Origin of the sequence: Pseudoflavonifractor sp. An187 (genome assembly GCF_002160275.1) — a bacterium.
Classification (GTDB): Bacteria; Bacillota; Clostridia; order Oscillospirales; family Oscillospiraceae; genus Enterenecus; species Enterenecus faecium.
In genome coordinates, this window is record NZ_NFKG01000031.1 from 1 (window position 1) to 26365 (window position 26365).

At 59.8% G+C, this 26365-nt stretch carries 19 protein-coding genes and 1 pseudogene; 13 read left to right on the forward strand and 7 right to left on the reverse strand.

What is annotated here, in order from left to right; all coding sequences use genetic code 11:
- The 4 genes from B5F22_RS10240 to B5F22_RS10255 form a co-directional block, all read right to left on the reverse strand.
- Nucleotides 1–4012: LamG-like jellyroll fold domain-containing protein (locus tag B5F22_RS10240; RefSeq protein WP_087392484.1), on the reverse strand; the 4012-nt coding region annotated here is incomplete at its 3' end.
- A 993-nt stretch (nucleotides 4013–5005) separates the two neighbouring features.
- The gene (rny, locus tag B5F22_RS10245; RefSeq protein ID WP_087392485.1) at nucleotides 5006–6565 is read right to left on the reverse strand and encodes a ribonuclease Y; all 1560 of its coding nucleotides are present in this window, start codon (nucleotides 6563–6565) and stop codon (nucleotides 5006–5008) included.
- 442 nt (nucleotides 6566–7007) lie between these two features.
- Nucleotides 7008–8816, reverse strand: a complete 1809-nt coding sequence (gene lepA, locus B5F22_RS10250) for a translation elongation factor 4 (protein WP_087232910.1) — start codon at nucleotides 8814–8816, stop codon at nucleotides 7008–7010.
- A gap of 61 nt (nucleotides 8817–8877) precedes the next feature.
- A complete protein-coding gene (locus B5F22_RS10255; RefSeq protein ID WP_206020599.1) occupies nucleotides 8878–9582 on the reverse strand; it encodes a helix-turn-helix transcriptional regulator in 705 nt (234 codons plus the stop codon).
- Between the two features lie 318 nt (nucleotides 9583–9900).
- On the opposite strand from B5F22_RS10255, the gene pta reads away from it, so the two are divergent.
- Nucleotides 9901–10875: a phosphate acetyltransferase gene (gene pta / locus B5F22_RS10260; protein WP_087392486.1), complete on the forward strand. Its 975-nt coding sequence runs from the start codon at nucleotides 9901–9903 to the stop codon at nucleotides 10873–10875.
- Nucleotides 10876–11048: 173 nt separating this feature from the next.
- Here the strand turns inward: pta and B5F22_RS12100 are convergent, their stop codons facing one another.
- Together B5F22_RS12100 and rpsT are read right to left on the reverse strand one after the other, a co-directional pair.
- Complete coding sequence (locus B5F22_RS12100; RefSeq protein ID WP_143482242.1) at nucleotides 11049–11441, reverse strand: hypothetical protein; 393 nt, start codon at nucleotides 11439–11441, stop codon at nucleotides 11049–11051.
- Nucleotides 11442–11560: 119 nt separating this feature from the next.
- Nucleotides 11561–11824, reverse strand: a complete 264-nt coding sequence (rpsT, locus tag B5F22_RS10265) for a 30S ribosomal protein S20 (RefSeq protein WP_087232901.1) — start codon at nucleotides 11822–11824, stop codon at nucleotides 11561–11563.
- Nucleotides 11825–12009: 185 nt separating this feature from the next.
- On the opposite strand from rpsT, the gene gpr reads away from it, so the two are divergent.
- From gpr to B5F22_RS10290, 5 genes are all read left to right on the forward strand, one after another.
- The gene (gene gpr / locus B5F22_RS10270; RefSeq protein WP_087392487.1) at nucleotides 12010–12864 is read left to right on the forward strand and encodes a GPR endopeptidase; all 855 of its coding nucleotides are present in this window, start codon (nucleotides 12010–12012) and stop codon (nucleotides 12862–12864) included.
- 494 nt (nucleotides 12865–13358) lie between these two features.
- Nucleotides 13359–14207, forward strand: coding sequence for a YihY/virulence factor BrkB family protein (locus B5F22_RS10275; protein WP_204210582.1), 849 nt, complete (start codon nucleotides 13359–13361; stop codon nucleotides 14205–14207).
- Between the two features lie 59 nt (nucleotides 14208–14266).
- Nucleotides 14267–14716 carry a hypothetical protein gene (locus B5F22_RS10280; RefSeq protein WP_087392488.1) on the forward strand — a complete coding sequence of 150 codons (450 nt, stop codon included), beginning with the start codon at nucleotides 14267–14269 and terminating at the stop codon, nucleotides 14714–14716.
- Nucleotides 14717–14801: 85 nt separating this feature from the next.
- Nucleotides 14802–15341: a DUF1836 domain-containing protein gene (locus tag B5F22_RS10285; RefSeq protein WP_087370207.1), complete on the forward strand. Its 540-nt coding sequence runs from the start codon at nucleotides 14802–14804 to the stop codon at nucleotides 15339–15341.
- A gap of 296 nt (nucleotides 15342–15637) precedes the next feature.
- Entirely contained in the window at nucleotides 15638–16510 is an 873-nt protein-coding gene (locus tag B5F22_RS10290) for a DegV family protein (protein WP_087392489.1), read from the forward strand.
- Nucleotides 16511–16706: 196 nt separating this feature from the next.
- On the opposite strand, the gene B5F22_RS10295 is transcribed toward B5F22_RS10290, so the two are convergent.
- Nucleotides 16707–17768: a GntR family transcriptional regulator gene (locus B5F22_RS10295; protein ID WP_087392490.1), complete on the reverse strand. Its 1062-nt coding sequence runs from the start codon at nucleotides 17766–17768 to the stop codon at nucleotides 16707–16709.
- Nucleotides 17769–18324: 556 nt separating this feature from the next.
- Here B5F22_RS10295 and chvE point away from each other — a divergent pair.
- The 7 genes and pseudogenes from chvE to B5F22_RS10330 all read left to right on the forward strand — a co-directional run.
- Nucleotides 18325–19437: a multiple monosaccharide ABC transporter substrate-binding protein gene (gene chvE, locus B5F22_RS10300; RefSeq protein ID WP_087392491.1), complete on the forward strand. Its 1113-nt coding sequence runs from the start codon at nucleotides 18325–18327 to the stop codon at nucleotides 19435–19437.
- A gap of 165 nt (nucleotides 19438–19602) precedes the next feature.
- A complete protein-coding gene (gene mmsA, locus B5F22_RS10305) occupies nucleotides 19603–21150 on the forward strand; it encodes a multiple monosaccharide ABC transporter ATP-binding protein (RefSeq protein ID WP_087257672.1) in 1548 nt (515 codons plus the stop codon).
- On the forward strand, nucleotides 21150–22334 hold the full coding sequence (gene mmsB, locus B5F22_RS10310; RefSeq protein WP_087392492.1) for a multiple monosaccharide ABC transporter permease: 1185 nt from the start codon (nucleotides 21150–21152) through the stop codon (nucleotides 22332–22334). The genes mmsA and mmsB overlap by 1 nt, the downstream gene beginning before the upstream one ends.
- A gap of 48 nt (nucleotides 22335–22382) precedes the next feature.
- A complete protein-coding gene (locus B5F22_RS10315; protein ID WP_158096684.1) occupies nucleotides 22383–22655 on the forward strand; it encodes a hypothetical protein in 273 nt (90 codons plus the stop codon).
- Between the two features lie 81 nt (nucleotides 22656–22736).
- Nucleotides 22737–24323: an FGGY-family carbohydrate kinase gene (locus B5F22_RS10320; protein ID WP_087392494.1), complete on the forward strand. Its 1587-nt coding sequence runs from the start codon at nucleotides 22737–22739 to the stop codon at nucleotides 24321–24323.
- A 24-nt stretch (nucleotides 24324–24347) separates the two neighbouring features.
- On the forward strand, nucleotides 24348–25826 hold the full coding sequence (gene araA, locus B5F22_RS10325) for an L-arabinose isomerase (protein WP_204210583.1): 1479 nt from the start codon (nucleotides 24348–24350) through the stop codon (nucleotides 25824–25826).
- A 199-nt stretch (nucleotides 25827–26025) separates the two neighbouring features.
- Nucleotides 26026–26365, forward strand: a pseudogene (locus B5F22_RS10330) (transketolase); the annotation flags it as partial.

Consider the following 26365-nt stretch of genomic DNA (forward strand, 5'->3'; position numbering starts at 1 on the left):
TCATGGCATCGCTGAGGGCAGCCACAGCGGCATCCACGGTAGCCTGATCGTCCTCGGAGAGGCTGTTGTCAGCCATCACAGCCTGGGCATTGGCCAGGGCGGTGCGGAAAGTAGCCACGGACTCGGCGGTGTAGCCGTCCAGGTTGATGCCCTCGGCCTTGTTAATGAGGTCGTCCAGGATGGACTTGTCCGCCTTAAAGCGCTGGGCCAGAATGGCGTCCAGCAGGGCCTGGGCCACAGGCTGGATGTCCTCTTCCATGGCGTCACCGTCTGCGTCCACGTCCTTGGCGTTGGCCAGAGCGTCCACCAGCTGCGGCCAGTGGTCGGCCACATACTTGGTCTCGTCCATGGCCTCGGCTTTGGCAATGAGCAGGTTCAGCTCGTCCTTGTCGCCCTGCACCAGGCCCAGACCCCAGATGCCCTCCAGCAGGGCGTCCCAAGCGGCGTTCACCTCAGCCTGGGAGGGGTTCTCCTTGGCCAGCACGGCCTGGGCGCTCTCCAGAGCGGCCTCAAAGGCGGCCACGGCGGAGTCGGTGACGCCCTCGGTGGACAGGGTCAGGGCGTAGGCCACCGTCTTCTCCAGCAGGGTGGTGTCCACGTCGGTGGTCTGGTTCTCGTCCACGTTGACCCACACGGGGTTGGCGTAGAAGGACAGGTGAGAGTAGTTGTAGTCGTTGATGTAGTCAAAGCGGGCGGGGCGGTCGTTGGTCACGTCCCGCTCGTGGGTGACGGGGTCGCCGTTCTCGTCCACCTCAGAGCTGGACAGACCACGGACACGGAAGTACAGATCGTCGTCGGCCTGGGTGGTGAAGGTGAGGGTGTAGGTGCCATCCTCGCCCAGAGCGGCCTGGAGCTCCTCCCGGGAGAAGGTCTTGACGATGGAGGCGTCGGTGTTGGCGGTGCTGTTGTAGTCGGCCTCGTCCACCTTGCCGGTGACGTGGCCCATAATCAGGTCCACGTGGTCCAGGTCGGGGGTGTTGTCCACGTCAATGCCGGTGTCGGTGCCGTAGAGGGTGGCGTAGTTGTTGTGCTCGGGCACCTGGAAGCGGATGGTGACGGTGACGGTCTCGTCGGGGGCCACGGTGAGGTCCTGGCCCATGCCAGCGGTGTTGGCGTCGTCGGAGACGGTGAAGGTCAGGTCAGAGATCAGCTCGCCGTTGACGGAGTAGCTGTTGCCCGAGCGCATGCCCTCCACCACGTCGGCAAAGTCAAACAGGCCATCCTCGCCGGGCTCCACATAGGTCCAGTTGCGGGAGAACTCTCCGGCCCAGTAGCCGCTGGAGTAGTTGCCGTTGGAGCTGATTTTGAAGTGGAAGTCGGAGTTGGCGAAGGTGTAGAAGCGGCGGCCCTCGGAGAGCATGGCGTCCCACACGCCGCCGGTGACCGAGATCATCTCGTCAGCCCCGGACCGGATATCGTCCATGGGCAGCTCGCAGGAGGGGTCCATCTGGTTGCCGGGCATACCCTCGAAGCCAAAGACCACGTTGGGGGCCAGGTCGTTCATGATGCGCAGGTTCTCAAGGGCCACCTCGCCCTGGTCCACCTGGTCGTCCCCATCGTTGTGGCGGGAGGGGTGATTGGGCAGGATGAAGCTGTCGGGGTAGTTCTCTTCCACCCACTCCACGGCGGCGTAGGTGTCGTTGACATCGTTTTTGTCGTTCTGACGGGGGCCGTAGACCTCCTCCTCGTCGCCGTAGAAGCGGTCGGTGGAGGTGTCGTAGCTGAACAGCCACTCAAATTCGTGGATGCCCTCCACAGGCACCAGGTTGGAGCCGGAGTCAATGAGGGCCACGGTGGCGTGATCCAGGGCCATCATGTCCCACTCAAAGCCGGAGTAGATGATCTTGCCGTCGTACTTGCCCTGGATTTGCAGCTTCTCAATCTCCCGCTGCTGGGCGGCAATGGCGCTCCACCGGGCGGTGTCGTTGCTGGTGCCGTCGGGGTTGCGGGGGGAGTTGCGCAGGTGGTCGGCCAGCATGATGTAGTCGAAGGCCTGGCCGTAGGTGATGTTCTCCACCCGGGCGCCGGGCTCGTCCAGCAGGGTGTCCATATCTTCCCGGAAGGGCACGTTGAGGGTGTTCTCCACGGTCATGTAGCTCTCAGAGGCGTCGTTGGACTGGTTGGTGTGGGTGTGGTACTCGCCGGTCATCCACTGGCCCTCGGTCTGGACTTCAGCGGGCTCGTTGGCCATTCCGGCAAAGCGGGTGTCAAAGTCGATGTCCAGCTCTCCCTCGTGGCCGGGGCCGGTGAGGAAGTTCACATCGAAGAAGGTCTTCTCGCTCTCAGGCAGAGAGGCGGCGTAGGGGGAGTAGACGGAGTAGTAGATCTTGTCGGCGCTCTCGTCAAACTCCAGATAGCGGAACCAGCCGTTGCCGCCGTTGTAGGAGAACTGCAGGTCGGTGAGAATGGAGATCACGTCCTGGCCAGCGTCATTCTGGAGCACCTCCACGCCGGAGCCGTGGCTGTGGCCGCCCACCATCATGAACACCTGGGGATACTTCTTGACGATGTTCCACAGCTTGGTGCCCTCGCTGCTGAGCTTGATGGAGCTGGGCTGGGTGTCCGAGCAGTTCTGAATGTCGTGGCGGGTGACGATGGTGGGACAGTTGGGGTACTTCTGGAGCATCTCCTCCAGCCATTCCACCTCTCCGGTGGTGGGGTTCCAGCTGGTCTTGCCGCCCTCGCAGGCCAGGGAGATGATCATGTAGGTGTAGCTGCCCGCCTCCACGAACATGGCGCCGCTCCAGGCCTTGGGGGTGAGGTAGGAGCTGGTGAGGGACATGTACTCCTTGCTGTCTGCGCCGAAGTAGTGCCAGTAGCTGGAGCCGTTGCCTGCCCAGTTGTCGTGGTTGCCGGGCTGGACCAGGAACTTCACTCCGGCCTCGGGCAGCTGGTAGAAGATGTCCTTGGCGTTGTTGTACTGGGTGGCGTCGCCGGAGTCGTCCACCACGTCGCCCAGGTGGATGACGCCCTTGATGTTCAGCTCATCCACGCTGTCAATGAGCTCGTCCACGGCGGTGTCCATCACGTCGGGGCGGTACTCCACGGTGTTCTGGGTGTCGGGAATGAGCACGAAGTTGTAGTTGTCCTCGTCCCGCAGCTCATAGGTCTCGTTGCTGCCGAACTCGCCCACATAGTCCTCGGGGTTGGGGACCAGCCACTGGCTCTTGTCCAGAGCGTCCCCGGTGATGCGCACCTGCTGGAGGTTGCCCTGGAGGAACTTGTCCAGGCCGTTCCACCAGCTGGAGCCGATGCGGAAGCGGCCGTCGGCGGGGTCGGCGTACATGCCCACCATGTCGTCGGACACGTAGTCCCGGAAGGCCTCACAGCCGTTGACGTAGGTGGCAATCTCGTGGCCGTCGGAGACGATGGCGATGTGGTACCACACGCCGCCCTGGTCCATGGACACGGACCAGGCCGCCGAGGACATGGAGTGGTCGCCGTCGGCGTTGCCGGTGACGAACTGAATTTCCTTACAGTTGGACACCGAGGCGTACATGGTGCCCTGCTCCCCCTCGGGGTTGCCGCCGCCGGAGCCCTGGCGGCCGATGAGGCTCATCCAGCTGTCTGCGGCGGTCCAGTCCTCGGGGAACTGATAGATAAATTCCAAGGTATAGCCGTCCTGGAACTCCTCGCGGTTGATGGCGGCCCCGGTCTGGGTGATGAAGTCGGCGCCGGTTTTGCCGGTGCTGTCGCCGTCAAAGACCAGGCTGCCCCCGGCTCCGGTCATGGAGTCGGCGGAGAAGGACAGGTAGTCCTCCCAGTTGCCCTGCCCGTAGGTCTCCATCACCAGGTTGTTGCCGTTGCCGCTCTGGTCCTCAATGACCAGGTTGCCTGCGGCAATGGAACCCTGGGTGTACTGCTGCTCGAACTTCCAGTCGGCCACCACGGGGATGTCAGACTGGGTGGAAGTCTGGGCGTGGACGGTGGGCAGCAGGCCCAGCATCATGGTCCCGGCCAGGGCTGCGGCACCCCAGCGGCGAGCCAGGGCCTTGGGTTTGTGGAACGTCATTTGGTTTCCTCCCTCTTTGTTGTGCGGGGCGATGCAAGCCCCATCTCTCAGATTTCTTCAGACGCTTCCACAGTATAACGACATGTACGGGTGCCTTTCCATCAAAGTCCCATCAAGGGAATGTAAAATTTTCATATGTTGGGGGCAACAGCCCCCAACTTCTCCCGTATGTGCGGCGCAGCCTTGCTCCCCTGGAGAGGGGAGACGCGCTCCGCTGGGGTCCATTTTGACTGGCCAAAATGGACGAAAAGCCACTTAGGGCGTTCCCCCCTAAGGACCTCCCTGGGGTACGAGGCTGGACCTGCGTCAAGTCTAAATTCGGCCCGTCACCCTTGCTGTGGCGCCTAGTTCTGCCACCACACCAGGCCACTCTGGGCAGCTGGCCCTACAGCCAGGTGGTTTCCACATCCGGGCCTACCCTGGCCAAGCGGCATTCCCGCCGCCGGGAGTTTTGCCGCACTTCCTGTGGTGCTGTGGTAGGGGCCGTGGCTTGCCCGGCCCGTGGCTACCCTGGAATTGCCCTGGGGAATTCGGGAGGGGCAAGCCCCTCCCCTACGCCCAGCAACGCAAGAAATGCGCAATTTTTATGGGTTTTTTGTGCCAAGCCCTCCAAGAACTGCGCTGCCAAGCTTCCGACCGCTGGGAACAGCGGCTCACCGGGGTAAGGCCCTGGGGTTAGAAGTACATTCAGCCAGAGAAGGAGGCATCTCCGGTAGGATTCCCAATCCATCTATGTGACCCCACCGGGCCAAGGGCCGAAACAAGGAGGACGCAGGGACTCCCAGTACCGCGGGGTGGATTCCACAAGGCGGGGGAAGGCCCCGCCTTTGGCGATTCTTTCCCCGATTTCTCATCGGGGAGAAATCGGGCCCAGCGGAGCGTCCCCGGTGGGGGCGCTGGTTTCTACCATAGAAATGGTGGAAGGGCGATCTATCATAATAGGACACAAAAAAGCCGCCGCAGCGATACGCTGCGGCGGCAAATGAGTCCCTATTATTTGGCGTACTCGATGGCTTTGGTCTCCCGGATCAGGTTGACCTTGATCTGGCCGGGGTACTCCAGCTCGTCCTCGATCTTCTTGGCGATCTCCCGGGCGAGAATGACCATGCGGTCCTCGGAGACTTCCTCGGGCTTGATCATCACCCGCACCTCGCGTCCGGCCTGGATGGCGTAAGCCTTGTCCACTCCGGGGAAGGAGGAGGACAGCTCTTCCAGCTTCTCCAGACGCTTGATGTAGTACTCCACATTCTCTTTCCGGGCGCCGGGACGGGCGGCGGAAATGGCGTCGGCCGCCTGCACCAGGCAGGCCACAATGGTCTTGGCCTCCACGTCGCCGTGGTGGGCCTCGATGGCGTGGATGACGGCCTCGCTCTCCCGGTACTTCCGGGCCAGCTCCACACCGATCTGCACGTGGGAGCCCTCCACCTCGTGGTCAATGGACTTGCCCAGGTCGTGGAGCAGTCCGGCCCGCTTGGCCTGGTTGACGTCGGCGCCAATCTCGGCGGCCAGCAGACCAGCCAGCAGAGCCACCTCGATGGAGTGGTTGAGCACGTTCTGGCCGTAGCTGGTACGGTAGCGCTGGCGGCCCAGCAGCTTCACCAGCTCGGGGGACAGGCCGTGGACATTGGTCTCGAACACGGCGCGCTCGCCCTCGGCCTTGATGGTGGCGTCCACCTCGCGCTTGGCCTTCTCCACCATCTCCTCGATGCGAGTGGGGTGGATGCGGCCGTCCAGAATCAGCTTCTCCAGGGCCAGCCGGGCAATCTCCCGGCGCACCGGGTCGAAGCAGGACACGGTGATGGCCTCGGGGGTGTCGTCGATGATGAGATCCACCCCGGTCATGGTCTCCAGGGTACGGATGTTGCGGCCCTCACGGCCGATGATACGGCCCTTCATCTCGTCGTTGGGCAGGGGCACCACGGACACGGTGGCCTCCGCCACGTGGTCAGCGGCACAGCGCTGGATGGCCAGGGCGATCTGCTCCCGGGCGTAGGTGTCGGCCTCCTCCTTGAAGCGGGCCTGAATCTCCTTGATCTTCAGGGCCTCCTCGTGGGTGACCTCCTCCTCCAGCTGTTCCATGAGGTAGCGCTTGGCCTCCTCACACGTCAGGCCGGAGATCTGCTCCAGCAGCTGGGTCTGACGCTCCTTGATGGTGTCCAGTTCCGCACGGTCCTGGTCCAGCTCGGCGCTGCGAGCGGCCAGCACGTCCTCCTTGCGCTCCAGGTTCTCCATCTTGCGGTCCAGATTTTCCTCTTTCTGGTTGACCCGGTTCTCCTGGCGCTGGAGTTCATTGCGGCGGTCCTTGACTTCCTGCTCGAACTCGTTGCGGGCCTTGAGGATTTCCTCTTTGGCCTCCACGGTGGCCTCACGCTTCTTGCTCTCTGCGCTCTTGATGGCCTCGTTGATGACACGACGGGCCTCCTCCTCCGCAGAGCCGATCTCACGCTCGGCCACGGCCTTGCGCCGGTTATAGCCCACAGCGATGCCAACGCCTCCGCCAATGACCAGAGCCACCAGCACCGCAAGCACAACAACAACAATGTTTACGTTCATGAATGTTCCCACACCTCCTTGTTTTTAGATTTTTTACAACAAAAAGCCAAAATAAGACGCGATGCACCCGCAGGGCACACCGCGATAATCGAAAAACCGCCCACCCAATTTGGGCGCAGTATTTGAGTGTCATATAGCTTGCCAACGTACATATATGAAAGCACCCGAATCCAACAGGGTGCAGCAATTCCTCAAACAGGCGATGACTCGCCCGGTTTTCCAAAATTATCTCCTGTTATTGTAAATGGAACTGTGCAATCTGTCAAGAGGAATTCTGCCCCTTTGTCTCCCCTCGGGGAGACAAAGGGACAATGAATAATGATAAATGAATAATGAAGAATGCAGGCCCTCAAGCTTCTGCTTCGAATGATAATCTGTGCCGCTATGCGGCACACCATAATTATTCACTATTCATTTTTCATTTGCGTAATGTGCGCAGTTTTTATTCTTCGTCCAATTTGAGTACCGCCATGAAAGCTTCGGAAGGCATCTGCACCGTACCCAAACTCCGCATTTTCTTTTTGCCTTCCTTCTGCTTCTCCAGCAGCTTCTTCTTTCGGGTGATGTCGCCGCCGTAGCACTTGGCCAGCACGTCCTTGCGCAGGGCCTTGATGGTCTCACGGGCGATGACCTTGCCGCCGATGGCGGCCTGGATGGGAATCTCGAACATCTGACGGGGGATGTTCTCCTTGAGCTTCTCGCAGATCCGACGGGCCCGCTTATAGGCCTTGTCCCGGTGGGCGATGAAGGACAGAGCATCCACCTGGTCGCCGTTGAGGAGCAGGTCCACCTTCACCAGGTCGGAGGGGCGGTAGTCGGCCAGCTCGTAGTCCAGGGAGGCGTAGCCCTTGGTGCGGGCCTTCAGGGTGTCGAAGAAGTCGTAGATGATCTCGTTGAGGGGCATCAGGTAGTGGATTTCCACCAGGTTGGTGTCCAAATACTGCATGTCCTTGTATTCGCCCCGGCGGTCCTGACACAGGGGCATGATGTTGCCCACGTAGTCGGGGGGCGCAATGATGGACACGTTGACGTAGGGCTCCCGGGCCTCGGCGATGGTGCCGGGGTTGGGGTAGTTGTGGGGGTTGTCCACCCGCACCACGGTGCCGTCGGTCTTGGTGACCTCGTAGATGACGGAGGGGAGGGTGGTGATGAGGTCCAGGTCAAACTCTCGCTCCAGACGCTCCTGGATGATCTCCATGTGGAGCATACCCAAAAAGCCGCAGCGGAAGCCAAAGCCCAGAGCGATGGAGGACTCCGGCTCAAAGGACAGGGAGGCGTCGTTGAGCTGCAGCTTGTCCAGGGCGTCCCGGAGGTCGGGGTACTTGGAGCCGTCCTCGGTGTACACACCGCAGTACACCATGGGCTGCACCGGGCGGTAGCCGGGCAGAGCCTCGGCGGTGGGGTTGGTGGCCTCGGTGATGGTGTCGCCCACCCGGGTGTCCTTCACGTTCTTGATGGAGGCGGTGAAGTAACCGACCTCTCCGGCGGACAACTCCTTGGCAGCCTCCATCCCCAGGGGACGCAGGTAGCCGCACTCCAGCACGGTGTGCTCCACCCCGGAGGCCATCAGCCGCACCTTCATCCCCGGGCGGATGGTGCCCTCCATGACACGGAAGTACACGATGACGCCCAGATAGGGGTCATACTGGCTGTCGAAAATGAGGGCCTTCAGCGGGGCTTTGGGGTCTCCGGTGGGGGCGGGGACGTTGTGGACAATGTCCTCCAGCACGGACCGGATATTCAGGCCCATCTTGGCGGAGATTTCGGGGGCGTCCATGGCGGGCAGGCCGATGATGTCCTCGATCTCCTGCTTGACCCGGTGGGGGTCGGCGGCGGGCAGGTCGATTTTGTTGAGCACCGGGCGAATCTCCAGGTCGTGGTCCAGGGCCAGATAGGTGTTGGCCAGGGTCTGGGCCTCCACGCCCTGGGCGGCGTCCACCACCAGCACCGCACCTTCACAGGCGGCCAGAGAGCGGGAGACCTCGTAGTTGAAGTCCACGTGGCCCGGGGTGTCAATGAGGTTGAGGCAATAGGTCTCCCCGTTGTCGGCGGTGTAGTCCATGCGCACGGCACGGGCCTTGATGGTGATGCCGCGCTCCCGCTCCAGGTCCATGTTGTCCAGCAGCTGGGACTCCATCTGCCGCTGCTCCACCGCGCCGCAGATCTCAATCATGCGGTCCGACAGGGTGGATTTGCCGTGGTCAATGTGGGCGATGATGGAAAAATTGCGAATGTGATCTTGTTTGGTCATATTGGTATCGCTCCTCCCTGGGATGACAGGCCGCCCCCGTGGGCGGTGCTGACAAAACGAATTATTTTACCCGATCTCGGTGGCTCTTCATGTCGCCGTTGAGCCGTTCGCCACAGGCGTGGATGATTTGCAGCAGGGACTGATAGGTGCCCGGATAGTTGTCCATCATCTGGTCGTGGGACATGTCGGGGAATTTGTGCTTGCCCTTGCTCTGGGTCAGGGCCTCCAGGTAATCCGCCTCGTTGAGAATCAGGTCCACCCGGGGCAGACCGGCCATGAACTGCTCCTTGGGCACCGAGAACAGGCTGTCTCCGCTGTCTGAGCCGGTGCGGCGCAGGTGGCGGAAGAGGATATACACCGAGGTGGACAAAAAGTTGGTGGCCGCCCGAATGGCCTTCTTGTTGTCCAGCTTACCCAGCAGGTCAAAGAGCACCCCCACCGAGTTCACCACCAGCTTTTTGGACAGGGTGGCCATCACCGAGCCCTTGAGCAGATTGTCGGGTTGGGCGGAGGCGTCAAAGAGGGTATCCACGTCCAGAATGGTGGTGCCGTCCCGGCTCAAGGTACGGCCCAGTAAAAAGTCGGCGGACACATTGTAAAAATCGCAGGCCCGCACCACAAAGGCCAGTCCCGGCTCCCGTACCCCGTTTTCGTAGTGGGACAGCAGGGCCTGAGAGATGCCCAGCGCTCCGGCGGCCTGCCGCTGGGAGATTCCCTTTTCCTGCCGTAACAGGGACAAAGAACGTGCAAAATCAGCATGGATCATGTTATACCCTCTCTTTTCGTTCTCCAATCGCATTATTTATAGTATACCCAAGTGATTACAAGATGTAAATAATGTGTTCCCACGGAAGGAGGAAAATTGCACAGAGTATTTTTGTACTTTTCCACCATATGGATGGTGGGACGACAAATTTCATTGTTTGAGATTTTTTTAACAAAGATTGTCAGAATATCCGGGCAAAACTCTGCAAATACTTTACATTTCTCTTTCCAGACCCTTGCAATCTGGCTGGGATGGTGCTACATTAATAGGCGATATGACTCGGAACACAATTTGTATTGTATGGAGGGAACCCAACTCATGTTTGGTCAATTGATTGAAAAACTGAAAGCCAGCCCCAAGACCATCGTCTTCACCGAGGGCACCGACGCCCGTATTCTGGAGGCCTCTGCCCGTCTGCTGTCCTCCACCTTCCTCAAGCCCATTCTGATTGGCAACGAGCAGGAGGTGCAGGCTGCCGCGGAAAAGACCGGCTTCAACATCAACGGCGCTATCATCATGGACCCCACCAAGTACGACAAGATGGAGGAAATGGTGGCTGCCATGGTGGAGCTGCGCAAGGGTAAGATGACCCCCGAGCAGTGCCGGGAGCTGCTGCTCCAGGGCAACTACTTCGGCACCATGCTGGTGAAGATGGGCGTGGCCGACTGCCTGCTGGGCGGCGCCACCTACTCCACCGCCGACACCGTGCGCCCCGCCCTTCAGCTGATTAAGACCAAGCCCGGCAACAAGATCGTGTCCTCCTGCTTTATCATGGTGCGTGCTGCCGCCACCGGCTCCAACGAGGTGCTGGCCATGGGCGACTGCGCCATCAACATCGACCCCAGCGAGGACGATCTGGTGGAGATCGCCCGGGAGTGCGCTCACTGCGCCCGGGTGTTTGGCATCGACCCCAAGGTGGCTCTGCTGAGCTACTCCACCAAGGGCTCCGGCAAGGGCCCCGACGTGGACAAGATGCGCAACGCCACCGAGAAGCTGCTGGCCACCAACCCCGACTTCGCCGTGGACGGCGAGCTGCAGTTTGACGCCGCCGTGTCCCCCGCCGTGGGCGGCCTGAAGTGCCCCGACTCCCCCGTGGCTGGCCACGCCAACACCTTCATCTTCCCCAACATCTCCGCCGGCAACATCGGCTACAAGATGGTGCAGCGCCTTGGGAATTTCGACGCCTACGGCCCCATCCTGCTGGGCCTGAACGCCCCCATCAACGACCTGTCCCGTGGCTGCAACGCCATGGAGGTCTATTCCATGGCCATCATCACCGCCGCTCTGGCCTAACCCAGATACATAAAAATCCCCCTCGGTTTACACCGGGGGGATTTTTTGTATCTGGGTGAGTGAATAGGTAATAGTGAATAGGGAAGAAGTAAGGTGTGCCGCCGGGGGCGGCATGGATTTTGAGATACTTGGCGCAGGAGAGGGGCTTGCCTAGCCCGAAACACCAGGGCGTGTTACTTCTCGAATACCCAATATTTTCTTGCAACACCGTAGGTGCCGGTATCATTAGGGATGAAACCCAAACGTTCACAGTACAGCTGATATTCCCTATCTAGTTCCGCATAATATGCAACCTTTTGATTTAGTACTTTGGAGATTGCTGAATTAGTCAGCCGTCCATCTTTTGTTGTGTTTCTAGAATGACCATCCATGCTGTTGTGTGCGTAGCCCACAAATCTACTTGGGTAAAATTTATATCCCGTGGGGCTTTTGACTGCAATAAAACAGGTTCCTCGTTTCATTCGCTCTAGGGCAAATGAATATTCACTTTCACATTTTTTCTCTAAGTAGTGATCGAGTACCGCCATATTTTCTCTTATTTCATCCAGTGAGTGCACACATTCCACTTGACTTCCCTCCCTATCTGTATTTAACGAGATGTTTTACATGGGCGTGAAAAAAGAAAAGCCGTCTGCAATGCAGACGGCTTTTTGTGCTTTGGTTTCAGCGATCAGACGCCACTTGCTCAGGCCAGCTTGTTGAGCTTCACAGTCATGGCGCTCTTCTTGTGAGCGGCATTGTTCTTGTGCAGCAGACCCTTGGCAGCAGCCTGATCCACGGCCTTAACGGCCACCTTATAAGCGGCATCGGCCTCGCTGCGGTTGCCTTCGGCCACCGCGGCCTCAAACTTCTTCAGGTCGGTCTTCAGCGCGGACTTCTGAGCCTTGTTCTGAGCCGCCTTGGTAGCATTCACCAGAACACGCTTTTTGGCAGACTTGATATTGGGCAAACCAAACACCTCCTCCGATGTGATTTTATGTTTTTGCGCAGTTTCCCGTCGCAGATATGTATTCTAGCATGAAACTCCGAAAAAAGCAACACTTAATTTACTATTTGTATAAAATTTTTTTCCAGGGCAAAAAATAGGGAGACATGTTCCCATTTTGCACAACATGTAGTGGAAGGAGAGAGGGTATGACAGGCATTCGCACGGATTTGGCCCAGGAGGCCCACCAGCTCCACGGGGACGTGGAGGGGGTGGAGTGCCGGGACGAGACCTGCCATGGGTACGAGGCCCACGTGGTGCAGGTGCGCACGCCACAGGCGGCCCAGACCCTGGGCAAGCCGATGGGCACCTATGTGACGGTGGAGCTGGACGGGCTTTTGCGCCGGGAAGAGGCGGGGTTTTCCCGGGCGGTGGAGGCCATCGCCGGGCTGTTGGCCCCCATGCTTCCAGCTGAGGGGCTGGCCCTGGTGGTAGGGCTGGGCAATCGGGCCATGACCCCGGACCTGGTGGGGCCCCGGGCGGTGGATTTCACCCTGGTGACCCGGCACCTGGTGGAGGCCCTGCCCCAGTTTTCCCACCTGCGAGCGGTGGCGGCCCTGGCCGCCGGGGTGCTGGGCACCACGGGGGTGGAGAGCGGGGTGCTGGTCCAGGCGGTGGTGGACAAGCTTCACCCCAGCTGTGTCATCGCCGTGGACGCCCTGGCCTCCCGGTCGGTGGAGCGGCTGTGCCGCACGGTGCAGCTGTCCGATGTGGGCATCGTCCCCGGCTCCGGGGTGGGAAATCACCGCTATGCCCTCAGCCGGGACACCCTGGGGGTGCCGGTGCTGAGTCTGGGGGTGCCCACGGTGGTGGACGGAGCCACCCTCATCCAGGACCTGCTGGGAGAGCGTGCTCCAGAGGAGATACCGGGGCGAGAACTGTTTGTCACCCCGCGAGAGGCGGACAGCCGGGTGGCGGATTTGTCCCGGGTGCTGGGGTATGCGGTGAGTTTGGCGCTGAATCCGTCTCTGAGCGTGGAGGAATTGAATATGCTCGTAGAATAATGATGAATGAAGAATGAATAATGAATAATGAAAAATGCAGGACCTATGGTGCGGTGGTGATGACCGGCGGCGGGAACGCCGCTGGGGCAGGGTAGGCCCGGAGGTGGAAACCACCCAGCCATAGGGCCAGCTGCCCAGGGTAGCCTGGTGTGGTGGCACAAACAGGGGCCACAACAAGGGTGACGGGCCGAACCTAGACTTGACGCAGGGACAGCCTCGTACCCCAGGGAGGTCCTTAGGGGGGAACGCCCTAAGCGATTCTTTCCCCAATTTCTCATCGTGGAGAAATTGGGCCCAGCGGAGCGTCCCCGGTGGGGGCGCTGGTTTCCGCCTGAGAAATCGGAGAAGAGCAAGCCCGCTCCTCTCTAGCCCGGACGAGCGGCCGCCTTCCCCAGAGCAAGACAGCCTCTGGGACAAAATTCCCGTTGTCCTGCCTTTTCATCTTGTGTTATACTGAGAAGTAGTTTTTTCGGTACAAAAGGAGGTGACTTGCCGTGAAACGCCTGTGGGAGAATGCTCGGCAGGTTCCGCCCGTGGGATTTGTGGCAGACGTGGTGGAGCTGTATTTTGTCCACCGGGTCAGCCGCTCCGCCGCCGAACTGGCCTATTTTCTGCTTCTGACCTTTTTCCCCATTCTCATCTGCGTCTCCGCCTTCGTCTCCAAGCTCAACCTGGAGATGTCCGCGCTGCTGGAAGAGGCCAGCTACGTGCTGCCCCAGGAGGTTTTGGCCATTTTCCAGGACTATTTGCACTATCTGGACACCCACCAGTCCGACGCCATGCTGGTGGCGGGCGTGTTTATGTCCGCCCTGTTTGCCTCCGCTGCCGTGCGGGGCCTGATGAACATCATGCACGAAATTTACGGCAGAGCCACCTTCCAGGGGATTTTTCAGCTCATTGCCAGTCTCATCTTTTCCGTGCTGCTGCTCATTACCATCTACCTGTCCATCACCGTGGTGGTCACCGGAAACTGGTTTTTCCGCATGGTGGGGCAGCTGCTGAAGCTGGAGGACCTGGTGGCCAAGGTGGACACCTGGCAGTGGTCCAAGTATCTGATGCTCATTGCACTGGTGTTTTTGTTTATCCTGCTGCTGTACCGGTTTTCTGCCCCATTGGGCCACCCCCGGCCTCCGGTGATTCCCGGTGCGTTGGTGGCGGCGGTGGCGCTGACCGTGGCCTCCATGATTTTCTCCGCTTTTATGGAACACTCCACCCGGTACTCCCTGGTGTACGGGTCGTTGACCTCGGTGATCATCCTGTTGGTGTGGCTGTACCTGTGCGGCAACATCCTCATTGTGGGCAGCCTCATCAACTACGTCATTCACCAGAGAAAACACAGATAAGGGTATAATTTTCCCCCAAACAGCCATTCTAAGGGCAGATCATCCGGGAGGTGGCGGACATGTGGCAAGTGGGCGTGTGGGAGCCGGAGGAGCCGGTGAGCCCCCTGCTGGTGGAGCTGGCAGAGGGGGCGGGCTGCCTCATTCGGGCCTGCTGCGCCCCCCATCCCACCTGGAATACCCCCTTGGACCTGCTGGTGGTGGCCCCCCACGGGCCCCGGGCGGTGTGTCTGCCCCGATGCCGGGCCGCCCTGGTGCCCGGAGACGTGGCCCCGCCCCAGTGCTCCGCCCCGCCCCCCATCTGGGTCAGCTACGGCTGTGCCAGCCGCAACACCCTCACCCTGTCCAGCCTCACCGCCCACTCCGCCGCCGTGGCGGTACAGCGGGAATTTCCACACCTGGGGGGCGGCATTGTGGAACGTCAGGAGCTGGTGCTCCCCTATCCCGGCCCCGCCCCACTGCCTTTTTTGGCCCAGGTGGGGACGGCGCTGCTGCTGGGTCTGCTGCCCTGAGAGGGGGAGCATTTTTTCTTCCGGGCTTTACGTCTCCAAAATCATATGATATAATTTTCGGCATAAGATTGGAGCTGATACTGCCATGGAAGAACTGGTAGAATTAAAAGAAAATATCACATCCCAACGGCCGGACAGCTGGGACCGCCTGCCGGACATTCCCCTCTATATGGACCAGGTGGTGTCCTACCTCACCCGTCAGATGGTGTGTTTTGAGGAGGGGGACGGTCTGACCTCCGCCATGATCAACAACTACATCAAGGATGGTCTGCTGGCCCGGGCCAACGGCAAGAAGTACGGCAAGGAGCACCTGGCCTACCTCACCGCCATCAGCGACCTCAAGCAGGTGCTCAGCGTGCGGGAGATGCGCACCCTGGTGGCCATTGGCAAGAATGTGGGCACCAGCCAGGAGCAGTATGACTATTTTTGCCGGGTGCTGGACCAGGCTCTGGACCAGGCCGCCGGACAGCTCAATGAAGAGGCGGAGGAGGAGAAGCTGCCCGGTATGGTGCTCACCTACGCCTTGCAGAGTTACGCCCACGGGCTGGTGTGTCGGCGGCTGCTGGAGATCATGGCCCAGAAGTCGGGGTGTTCCGACCTGTTGAAGGGCGGGAAAAAGAAGTAACACACCAGACGGTCAAGAAAACCTCATGTCAATGTAAGAGGGACAGACTATCTTGCATCGTCAAAAAGCCCTCGGCAGAGTTTTCCCATCCGCAGATGGGAAAATAAATGGAAATAACGTTTTTTTCGGGGACATGCGCATCGAAAAAAACACTTCTCAGTCCGCCAGTGTGGCCTTGGGTCGCCCTTTGGCCCAAGGCTGCATGCAGCGGGCTGCAACTCCTCGAAAAAATGCTGGCATTTTTGAGAAGCGTGTCGAACAGGTTCGACACGCACACATGAAGGAGGAATGATCCCATGTCAAACTACGTCATTGTCACCGATTCGTCCTGCGACCTGCCCGCCCACCTGGTGGAAGAGCTGGAATTACATACCGTGCCCTTGGCCTTCCTCTTTGGGGAGAAGACCTACTACAACTACCCCGACAACCGGGAGATGAGCCCCAAGGCCTTCTATGACCGCCTGCGTGCGGGGGAGATGGCCACCACCAACGCCATCAACGTGGGACAGGTGACGGATTTCCTCACCCCCTTCCTGGAGGAGGGCAAGGACATCCTGATTTTGAGCTTCTCCTCCGGCCTGTCTACCTCCTTTAATTCCTATTCCATCTCCGCCCAGGACCTGGCCGAGCAGTACCCGGACCGCACCATCCGGGTCATCGACACCCTGTGCGCCTCTCTGGGCCAGGGTATGCTGGTGTACCAGGCCGCCCAGCTGCGCCAGGCAGGGAAGAGCCTGGACGAGGTGGCCCAGTGGGTGGAGGACAACAAGCTGCGCCAGTGCCACTGGTTCACCGTGGACGACCTGTTCTTCCTCAAGCGGGGCGGGCGGGTATCTGCCGCCACCGCCGTGGTGGGCACCATGCTGCAAATCAAGCCGGTGCTCCACGTGGACAACGAGGGCCACCTCATCAGCGTGGCCAAGGCCCGGGGCCGCAAGGCGTCCCTGCAGGCTCTGGTGGACAAGGTGGGCCAGCTGGGGGAGGACGTGGCCAATCAGACCATGTTCATCAGCCACAGCGACTGTGAGGCGGACGCCCAGTTTGTGGCCGACCAGATCAAGCAGAAGTATGGCACCCGTGAGATCATCCTCAACGATATCGGGCCCGTCATCGGCGCCCACACCGGACCCGGCTGCGTGGCCCTGTTCTTCATGGGAAAACACAGATAAGGCAATGAATAATGAAGAATGAATAATGAATAATTGAGGAGTGCCGCTTGGGCGGCACGACTCAAAAGAAAAACCGGCGCATATGCGCCGGTTTTTTGCTTTGAAATCGGTGCTGCTCAAAGCAGCACACCATACTTCTTCACTATTCACTATTACTTATTCACTAGCAGCTAAACGGCTGCTTTTTGGCAGCCGTTTAGCTGCTCTGCCGCTCCACCAGCTCCCAGGGCGCCACCATGGACTCCCCCTTCTTGCCGTGGAACAAATCCACCAGCAGCTGGGCGGCCATCTGGCCCACATTGTAGGTGCCGTGGGACAGGGAGGTGATGGGCACGGGGGCCAGCTGGCTGTAGGCGCTGTTGTCGAAGCTCACCACAGCCACGTCCTGGGGCACCCGTTTGCCTCGCTGGACCAGGATACTGACCAGGCGGGAGGCCACCTCATCGTTGTAGCACACCGCCGCCGTGCACCCCTCCAGGGTCTTGAGCACCTGCTCCCAGGGCTCGTCCTCTTGCAGCAGGTCGGTCTTGGTCTCGGTGTTGTACCAGAACACGTGCTGCTGGTCCAGGGGCAGCCCCAGGTCCCGCAGCCCTTCCAGGTAGCCGGAATACCGCTGCAAGCCCTGGATGTCGTCGTTTTTGAACAGGCCCATAATGGCCCGATGTCCCTTATTATAGAGGTATTCCACCAGCTGCCGTCCACCCCGGTAATTGTCGTCCAATACCGTCAGGCTGTCAGACAGTTCCTGATAACAGCCGTGGAGAAATACCATGGGAATACCCCGGGCCATAATCTCCCGGTACAGATCCAGGTTGGGGTTGGGCAGACCCGTCTTGATACCCTCCACCAGAATGCCGTCGGGCACGTGCTCGTCCAGCAGGGAGGTGAGGATCTTCCGCTCGTTGGCCACCAGGTTCTGGGTGGCGTACAGGGTGAGGGTGCAGTTGTTGGCGGCCAGCACCGTCTCAATCTCCCGCAGAATGCTGGGGAAGATATAATTACTAATGTAGGTGGTGATGACGGCCACCGTGCGGCGGCCACCCTTGTCCCGCTTGGCCAGATGGGAGCCGCTGCCTTGACGGCGCTCAATGAGTCCCTCGGAGGCCAGCAGGCTCAGCGCCTGCCGCACGGTCTGACGGCTGACCTGGAACTGGCCGCACAGAGCCTGCTCGGTGGGCAGAAGCATGGTTTCATCGTATTGTCCAGACTGGATTTCCCGGCGCAGGGTGTCTGCGACCGTTTGATATTTGGGGCGCACAATGTCCCCCCCTCTCTCGTAGTTCTCTGGGATTGGTCCGCTGGGTTTGTTATCGAAAGTATACCATATTTGTACATACGGTGCAACACATGTTCGGAATATTTGTTTTAAATTTTGCGAAAGGGTATGTACCTTTTCAAAACAAGTCTCGGCATTATTCCAATACCACCAGTCAAATTCAGAAAATAAAAGCCCAGAATCTGGCAAAAGATTCGCGGCTCGATGGATTTTGAAAAAATCCACCGGGGTGTTTTTGTGGAATTTGTGCACAATGCCCGTTTTCTGGAAGAGCGCTTTTTGCGTATATTGATTAAATATTCCAGGCGTTTCGGAAAAACTGGAACCGATTGGGAGTCTTTCTCGTGGTTATCACCAATTTCTCAGAATGTTTTCACAAATTTGTATTGTTGTAAACCTAGAAATGAATAGTTATTCGTACATTTGCTTGACATTTGAAATTTTGTTGGTATACTGAAATCACAAAGCACCGAACGGCAGCGGAACAAAACATCTGCCCCGGTGGAACAAGTGAAATATTTGAACGGAGGTCACTACAATGAAGAAGAAATTACTTGCACTGTCCTTGTCCCTGGCCATGGCGTTCTCTCTGGCCGCTTGCGGCAACGGTGGCTCCGGTGGCTCCGATTCCCCCTCTGGGGAAGGCGGCGTCGGCGAGGGCAAGACCGTCGGTATCGCCATGCCCACCCAGTCTTCCGAGCGCTGGATCAAGGATGGCGACAACATGAAGGCTCAGCTGGAAGAGCTGGGTTATGAAGTGAAGCTGCAGTACGCGGAGGACGACGTGCAGATGCAGGTCTCCCAGATCGAGAACTTTGTGGCTCAGCAGGTGGACTGCCTGGTCATCGCTGCCGTGGACTCCGGCGCTCTGACCACGGTGGAGGCTCAGGCCAAGACCGCTGGCATCCCCATCATCGCCTATGACCGTCTGCTGATGGACACCGATGCTGTTTCCTACTACGCCTCCTTCGATAACAAGGGCGTGGGTACCGCCATCGCCAACTACATCGTGGAAGCCAAGGACCTGGAGGCCGCTAAGGCCGCTGGCGAGAGCTACACCATCGAGTTCTTCATGGGCTCTCCCGACGACAACAACGCTGTGCTGCTGTATGAGGGCATCATGGAAGTGCTCCAGCCCTACCTGGACGACGGCACCCTGGTGTGCAAGAGCGGCCGTACTTCTTTCGATGAGACTTGTATCCTCCGCTGGAGCCAGGAGGAAGCTCAGAAGAACTGCGAGAATTACCTCTCCGGCTTCTATGCTGACGAGGATCTGGACATCGCCTGCTCCGCCTTTGACGGCTTCGCTTACGGCATCCGCTCCGCACTGGAAGGCGCTGGCTACACCGATGCCAACTGGCCTCTGATCACCGGCCAGGACGCCGAGCTGATGGCTGTTAAGAACATCATCTCCGGCAAGCAGTCCATGACCATCTACAAGGACACTCGTCTGCTGGCTGACAAGGCCGTGGGCATGGTCAACGCCGTGCTGACCGGCACCGAGCCCGAGGTCAACGACACTACCACCTACGACAACGGCGTGAAGGTGGTTCCCTCCTACCTGTGCACCCCCGTGGCTGTGGACAAGAGCAACTACGAGGAGCTGCTGGTGGACGGCGGCTACTACACCGCTGAGGATCTGGCCGGCTAATTCGGCTCGTCCCACAAAGAAATAGAAGAACAAGGTGGGGGGAGGCGGTTTGCCTCCCCCCACCATCGCCCAGAGACCTATCTGAAGCTACATAACCAAGCCCGGTGCGGCTTCAGATGGGCCTTGGGTGAGCAAGGTGAACAAGAGGAAAAAGGAGCTGAAGAAATGTCTGAGTACATCCTGGAAATGAACCACATTGTCAAGGAATTTTCCGGTGTAAAGGCCCTGGATGACGTGAACCTCAAGATCAAGCCCGGAGAGATCATGGCCATCTGCGGTGAAAACGGCGCTGGCAAGTCCACCTTGATGAATGTGCTGTCCGGTGTGTATCCCTACGGCGAGTACACCGGCGACATCGTCTACAAAGGCGAAGTGTGTAAGTTCCATAACATCCGTGAGAGCGAGGCCAAGGGCATCGTAATCATCCACCAGGAGCTGGCCCTGAGCCCCTACCTCTCCATTGCCGAGAACATTTTCTTGGGCAATGAGCGCAAAAAGGGCGGCGTCATCGACTGGAGCGCCACCCGCCGGGAGGCCAAGGCCTTGTTGGACCGGGTGGGCCTCACCGACGAGAACGTCAACACCCCCGTCAACGCTCTGGGCGTAGGCAAGCAGCAGCTGATTGAAATTGCCAAGGCCCTGGGTAAGAAGGCGGACCTGCTCATCCTGGATGAGCCCACCGCTGCTTTGAACGACAAGGAAAGTGCCCAGCTGCTGGAACTGATGCTCCAGCTCAAGGCCCAGGGCATGACCTGCATCATCATCTCCCACAAGCTGAACGAAATCAGCTACGTGGCCGACTCCATCACCATCATCCGTGACGGCCACACCATTGAGACCCTGCACAAGGGCACCGATGATTTCTCCGAGGACCGCATCATCAAGGGCATGGTGGGCCGTGAGCTCACCAACCGCTATCCCAAGCGGGAGGGCGTGACCAAGGGCGATGTGATCTTCGAGCTGAAGAACTGGAACGTGTACCATCCCGACGACGCCCACCGCCAGGTGCTTAAGGACATCAACATTCAGGTCCGGGCCGGCGAGGTTGTGGGTCTGGCTGGCCTGATGGGCGCAGGACGTACCGAGCTGGCCATGAGCTTGTTCGGCCACTCCTACGGCCAGAAGATCTCCGGCGAGATGTACATCAACGGCAAGAAGGTTGAGGCCAAGACGGTACGCCAGGCCATTGAAAACAAGCTGGCCTACGTCTCTGAGGACCGTAAGACCTACGGCCTGGTGCTCATCGACTCCATCAAGTTCAACATGAGCTTGTCCGCTTTGGGTAAATTCTTCTCCAAGCGGGGCGTGGTGGATCAGCGCAAGGAGACCCAGAAGGCGGAGGAGTACCGCAAGCTGATCAACGTCAAGACCACCTCCATCAACCAGACCGTGGGCTCTCTGTCCGGCGGTAACCAGCAGAAGGTGGTTCTGGCCAAGTGGATGCTCACCCAGCCCGACGTTCTGATTCTGGACGAGCCCACCCGCGGCATCGACGTGGGCGCCAAGTACGAAATCTACTGTGTCATCAACGAGCTGGCCAAGGCCGGCAAGGCTGTGATTATCATTTCCTCCGAAATGCCTGAGATCATCGGCACCTGCGACCGCACCTACGTGCTCAACGAGGGTGAGATTGCCGGCGAGCTGTCTGGAGAGATCACGCAAGAGGGAATCATGGGTTGTATTATGGCCCACAACAGAAAGGGAGATGCATAATGGAAAAGACCGCGACTAAGGCCAGAAGTGTGGCCTCCACTCATGTGAATCTGAGCATGAAGCAGTACGGCATGATTTTGGCTCTCATTGCCGTGTACGTTATCTTTGCCTTCCTCACCGATGGCAAGAACCTGACTTCCATCAACGTCAACAACCTGATCATGCAAAACGGCTACGTCATCATCCTGGCCGTCGGTATGTTGCTGTGCGTGTTGACCGGTAACGTGGACCTGGGCGTTGGCTCGGTGGTCGCCTCCTGCGGCGCTGTGGCCGGTACCCTCATCGTAGACTATGGTGCCAGCACTCCCGTAGCTATGCTGGCTTCCCTGGCCGTGGGCGCTCTGTTCGGCGCTTTCGTGGGCGTGTTCGTCTCCAAGCTGGCCATCCCCCCCTTCATCGTCACCCTGGCCACCATGCTCATGGGCCGTGGTATCTGCTACGTCATCCTCCAGTCCCAGACCAAGGGCCCTCTGCCCGCTGACTACACCTGGATCAGCACCGGCTTCCTTCCCACTGTGAAGGTGGGCGGCCTGGATATGGTCAGTATCGTCATCGGCATCGTCATCAGCGTACTCATTGTTCTCCTTGAGCTGCGCAGCTTCGCCGCTACCAAGAGACATGGTCTTCCCACCGCTCCCGTGTGGCAGCTGATCATCAAGGACGCTGTCATCATCGGCATCGTGATGTTCTTCTTCTATAAGCTGGCCGGCTTCTCCGGCGTGCCCGTGCTGCTCATCCTGCTGGCTGTCATCGTGGGCATCTACCACTTCATCACCACTCAGACCGTGGCTGGCCGTCAGATCTACGCCATGGGCGGTAACGCCAAGGCTGCTCGTCTGTCCGGTATCAACACCGAGAAGGTCTTCTTCTGGGTCTACGCCAACATGGGCCTGCTGTGCGGCGTGGCTGGCATCGTGCTCTCCGCTCGTAACGCTTCCGCTACCCCCAAGGCCGGCGACCAGTTCGAGATGGACGCCATCGCCTCCTGCTACATCGGCGGCGCTGCCACCTCCGGTGGTGTGGGCACCATCCTGGGCGCTGTGGTTGGCGCTCTGATCATGGGCGTTCTGAACAACGGTATGTCCCTGGCTGGCTTCGACACCAACGTGCAGAAGATCGTCAAGGGCGCCGTGCTGCTGGGCGCCGTCACCATCGACCTGCTGTCCAAGCGTAAGAAAGGCTAAGATACTATGAAACAAAAGCGTCCTTTTCGCCGCCCACTGCAACTGCATGTGCTGCTGCGGCTGGCCTGTGGAGCCTACCTGATTTATCTGGCCTGGGGCCTGCGGGAAGGTGCCTTCCAAGGCCAAAACGGCATGGTGTTTGGCATTGCCATGATTCTCTTTGGCCTGGTGGGTGTGGCCTTGGCAGGATGGAATACCTTCCTGCTGGCCACTGGCCGCTATCGACTTCCCCATGAGAGCGAGTATTTAGAGGACGCTCCTTCCTCGGAGTCAGAGATGGATGATTCCACGCAGTCATCCCCCCTGGACCCCAAGACCTAAGTTTTGGTACGGAGTGCCTCTGGTTGCCAGACAATGAGAGGCACTCCGTTCTCCTTATTTTGAGAAAGAGGAGTTTTTGCTATGAACATTCCATCTATGATTTCCGCTGGTGAGGCCTGCCTGGGTATTGAGCTGGGCTCTACCCGCATCAAAGCGGTGCTCATCGGTCCCGACCATGCCCCCATCGCTTCCGGCGACCACAGCTGGGAGAACCGCTATGAGGGCGGCTACTGGACCTACTCCCTGGAGGACGTGTGGACCGGGCTGCAAGATGCCTACGCCCACCTGTCCGCCGACGTGGAAGCCCGCTACGGGGTGAAGCTGACCCGTGTGGCCTCCATGGGCTTCTCCGCCATGATGCACGGCTACCTCCCCTTCGGCCGTGAGGGCCAGCTGCTGGCCCCCTTCCGCACCTGGCGCAACACCACCACCGGGCAGGCCGCTGAGATTCTCAGCGAGCGGTTCAACTTCAACATTCCCCAGCGCTGGTCCATTGCCCACCTGTACCAGGCCATCCTCAACGGCGAGGACCACGTGCCCGATGTGGCCTTTATCACCACGCTGGCGGGCTACGTGCACTGGAAGCTCACTGGGGAGAATGTCCTGGGTGTGGGCGACGCCAGCGGCGTGTTCCCCATTGACTCCAACACCTGCGACTACGACCAGGCCATGGTGGACAGCTTTGACGCCCTGGTGGCCGACAAGGGTTACTCCTGGAAGCTCCGGGATATCCTGCCCCGGGTGGCGGTGGCCGGCGACAACGCCGGAACCCTCACCGCCGAGGGCGCCAAGCTGCTGGACCCCACCGGGACCTTGCAGCCCGGCGCCATCCTCTGCCCCCCCGAGGGGGACGCTGGCACCGGCATGGCCGCCACCAACGCCGTGGCCAAGCGCACCGGCAACGTGTCGGCGGGCACCTCGGTGTTTTCCATGATCGTGCTGGAGAAGCCCCTGAGCCGCCGCTACGAGGAGATCGACATGGTCACCACCCCCGACGGGGCTCCCGTGGCCATGGTCCACTGCAACAACTGCACCAATGAGATCAACGCCTGGGCGGAGGTCTTCTCCGGCCTGCTCACCGCCCTGGGCCATGAGGTGGACAAAAACGCCCTGTACACCGCCATGTTTACCTCCGCCCTGGAGGGCAAGGCGGACGGGGACGGGCTCCTGCTCTATAACTACCTGTCCGGCGAGCCGGTCACCGGCCTCAGCGACGGCCGGCCCCTGCTGGTGCGTGGCCCCGAGGCACACCTGAACTTTGCAAACTTCATGCGCACCCAGCTCTATTCCGCTCTGGCCACCTTGAAGGTGGGCCTGGACATTCTGGGTGAGGAGCATGTGGCGGTGGACCGCCTCATGGGCCACGGCGGTTTCTTCAAGACCCCCGTGGTGGGCCAGCGCATTCTGGCCGCCGCCGCCAACAGCCCCGTAGCCACCATGGAGACCGCCGGAGAGGGCGGACCCTGGGGCATGGCCCTGCTGGCCGCCTATGCGGTCCATAAGACCGACGGCCAGTCCCTCCAGGACTACCTGAACACCCAGGTCTTTGGCGACCAGAAGGTGTCTGTGGTGGAGCCTCAGGCCGAGGACGTGGAGGGCTTCACCAACTTTATGGTGCACTATAAGGCGGGCCTGGCTGTGGAGCGGGCCGCCGTGGAACACGTATAATAAAAACTTGACATAACGGAGGTTATGAACATGAACAACAAAGAATTTTGGTTTGTCGTGGGCAGCCAGTTCCTGTATGGCCCCGAAGTGCTGGAGATCGTGGATCGCCGCGCCGCCGAGATGGTGGACACCCTCAACGCCACCGGGAACCTGCCCTGCAAGCTGGTATACAAGGTCACGGCCAAGACCAACAAGGAGATCGCCGACGTGGTGAAGGCTGCCAACTATGACGACAACTGCTGCGGCATCGTCACCTGGTGCCACACCTTCTCCCCCTCCAAGATGTGGATCAACGGCTTTGTCAACCTGCAAAAGCCCTACTGCCACCTGGCCACCCAGTACAACCTGGAGATCCCCAACGAGGAGATCGACATGGACTTCATGAACCTCAACCAGGCTGCCCACGGCGACCGGGAGCACGGCTTCATCGCCGCCCGCCTGCGCATGCCCCGCAAGGTCATCGCCGGCTACTGGAAGGACGAAGAGGTCCAGAAGCGTCTGGGCCGCTGGATGCGCACCTGCCTGGGCGTGGACTTCTCCCGTAACCTGAAGGTCATGCGTTTCGGCGACAACATGCGGGAAGTGGCCGTCACCGAGGGCGACAAGGTGGAAGTGCAGGCCAAGCTGGGCTGGCAGGTGAACACCTGGGCCGTGGGCGATCTGGTGGAAGTGATGAACCAGGTCACCGACGCCGAGATCGACGAGCTGATGGAGGTCTATAAGGCCAATTACGATATCGCCACCGACAACGTGGAGGCCATTCGCTACCAGGCTCGGGAAGAGATCGCCATGAAGAAGATGATGGATGCAGAAGGGTGCAAGGCCTTCTCCAACACCTTCCAGGATCTCTACGGCATGGAGCAGCTGCCCGGCCTGGCCAGCCAGCACCTGATGGCTCAGGGCTACGGCTACGGCGGCGAGGGCGACTGGAAGGTGTCCGCCATGACCGCCATCATGAAGGTCATGGGTGAGAACGGCAACGGCGCCTCCGGCTTCATGGAGGACTACACCTACCACCTGGTGCCCGGCCACCAGTACTCCCTGGGCGCCCACATGCTGGAGGTGTGCCCCTCTCTGGCCTCCGCCCGGCCCCGCATTGAGACCCACCACCTGGGCATTGGCATGAACCGCAAGGACCCCGCCCGCCTGGTGTTCGAGGGCAAGGAAGGGGACGGCATTGTGGTCTCCCTCATCGACATGGGCGGCCGCCTGCGCCTGATCTGCCAGGACATCCACTGCGTCAAGCCCATCATGGACATGCCCAACCTGCCCGTGGCCCGGGTCATGTGGACCGCTGAGCCCTCCCTCACCACCGGTGTGGAGTGCTGGATCACCGCTGGCGGCGCCCACCACACCGTCCTCAGCTACGACGTCACCGCCGAGCAGATGAAGGATTGGGCCAACATCATGGGCATCGAGTTTGTCCACATCAGCAAGGATACCACCGTGGAAGGCCTGGAGAAGGAGCTGTTCTGGAACGACCTGGCCTGGAAGCTGAAGTAATCAGCCATACACAATCATACATGATTCCTTCCTCCCTCAAACCTGTGCCCCAGGGGTGTGCGTGGCACGCCCCTGGGGCCAATCCGGCAAAGAAGTCCACGGACTTCTTTACCAAAAGAATTGCGTGAATTTGTCTATGCCCCAAGGGTGTGTCTGGCATACCTCTGGGGTTTTCTGATACGAAAAGGAGTTTGAAACTATGACCGCAGCTGAAAAAAAGCAACTGGCGGTGACCGCCTGCAAGGTGCGTATGGGTGTCATCGAGGGCATCCACGCCGCCAAGGCCGGACATCCCGGCGGCTCTCTGTCCGCCGCCGACCTGTTTACCTATCTCTATTTTAAAGAGATGCGCATCGACCCCGCCAACCCCCGCTGGGAGGATCGGGACCGTTTTGTCCTCTCCAAGGGTCACACCGCCCCCGGCCTCTACGCCGCTCTGGCCAACCGGGGCTACTTCCCCGTGGAGGACCTGCTCACCCTGCGCCAGATTGGCAGCCACCTCCAGGGCCACCCCAACATGAACCTGACCCCCGGTGTGG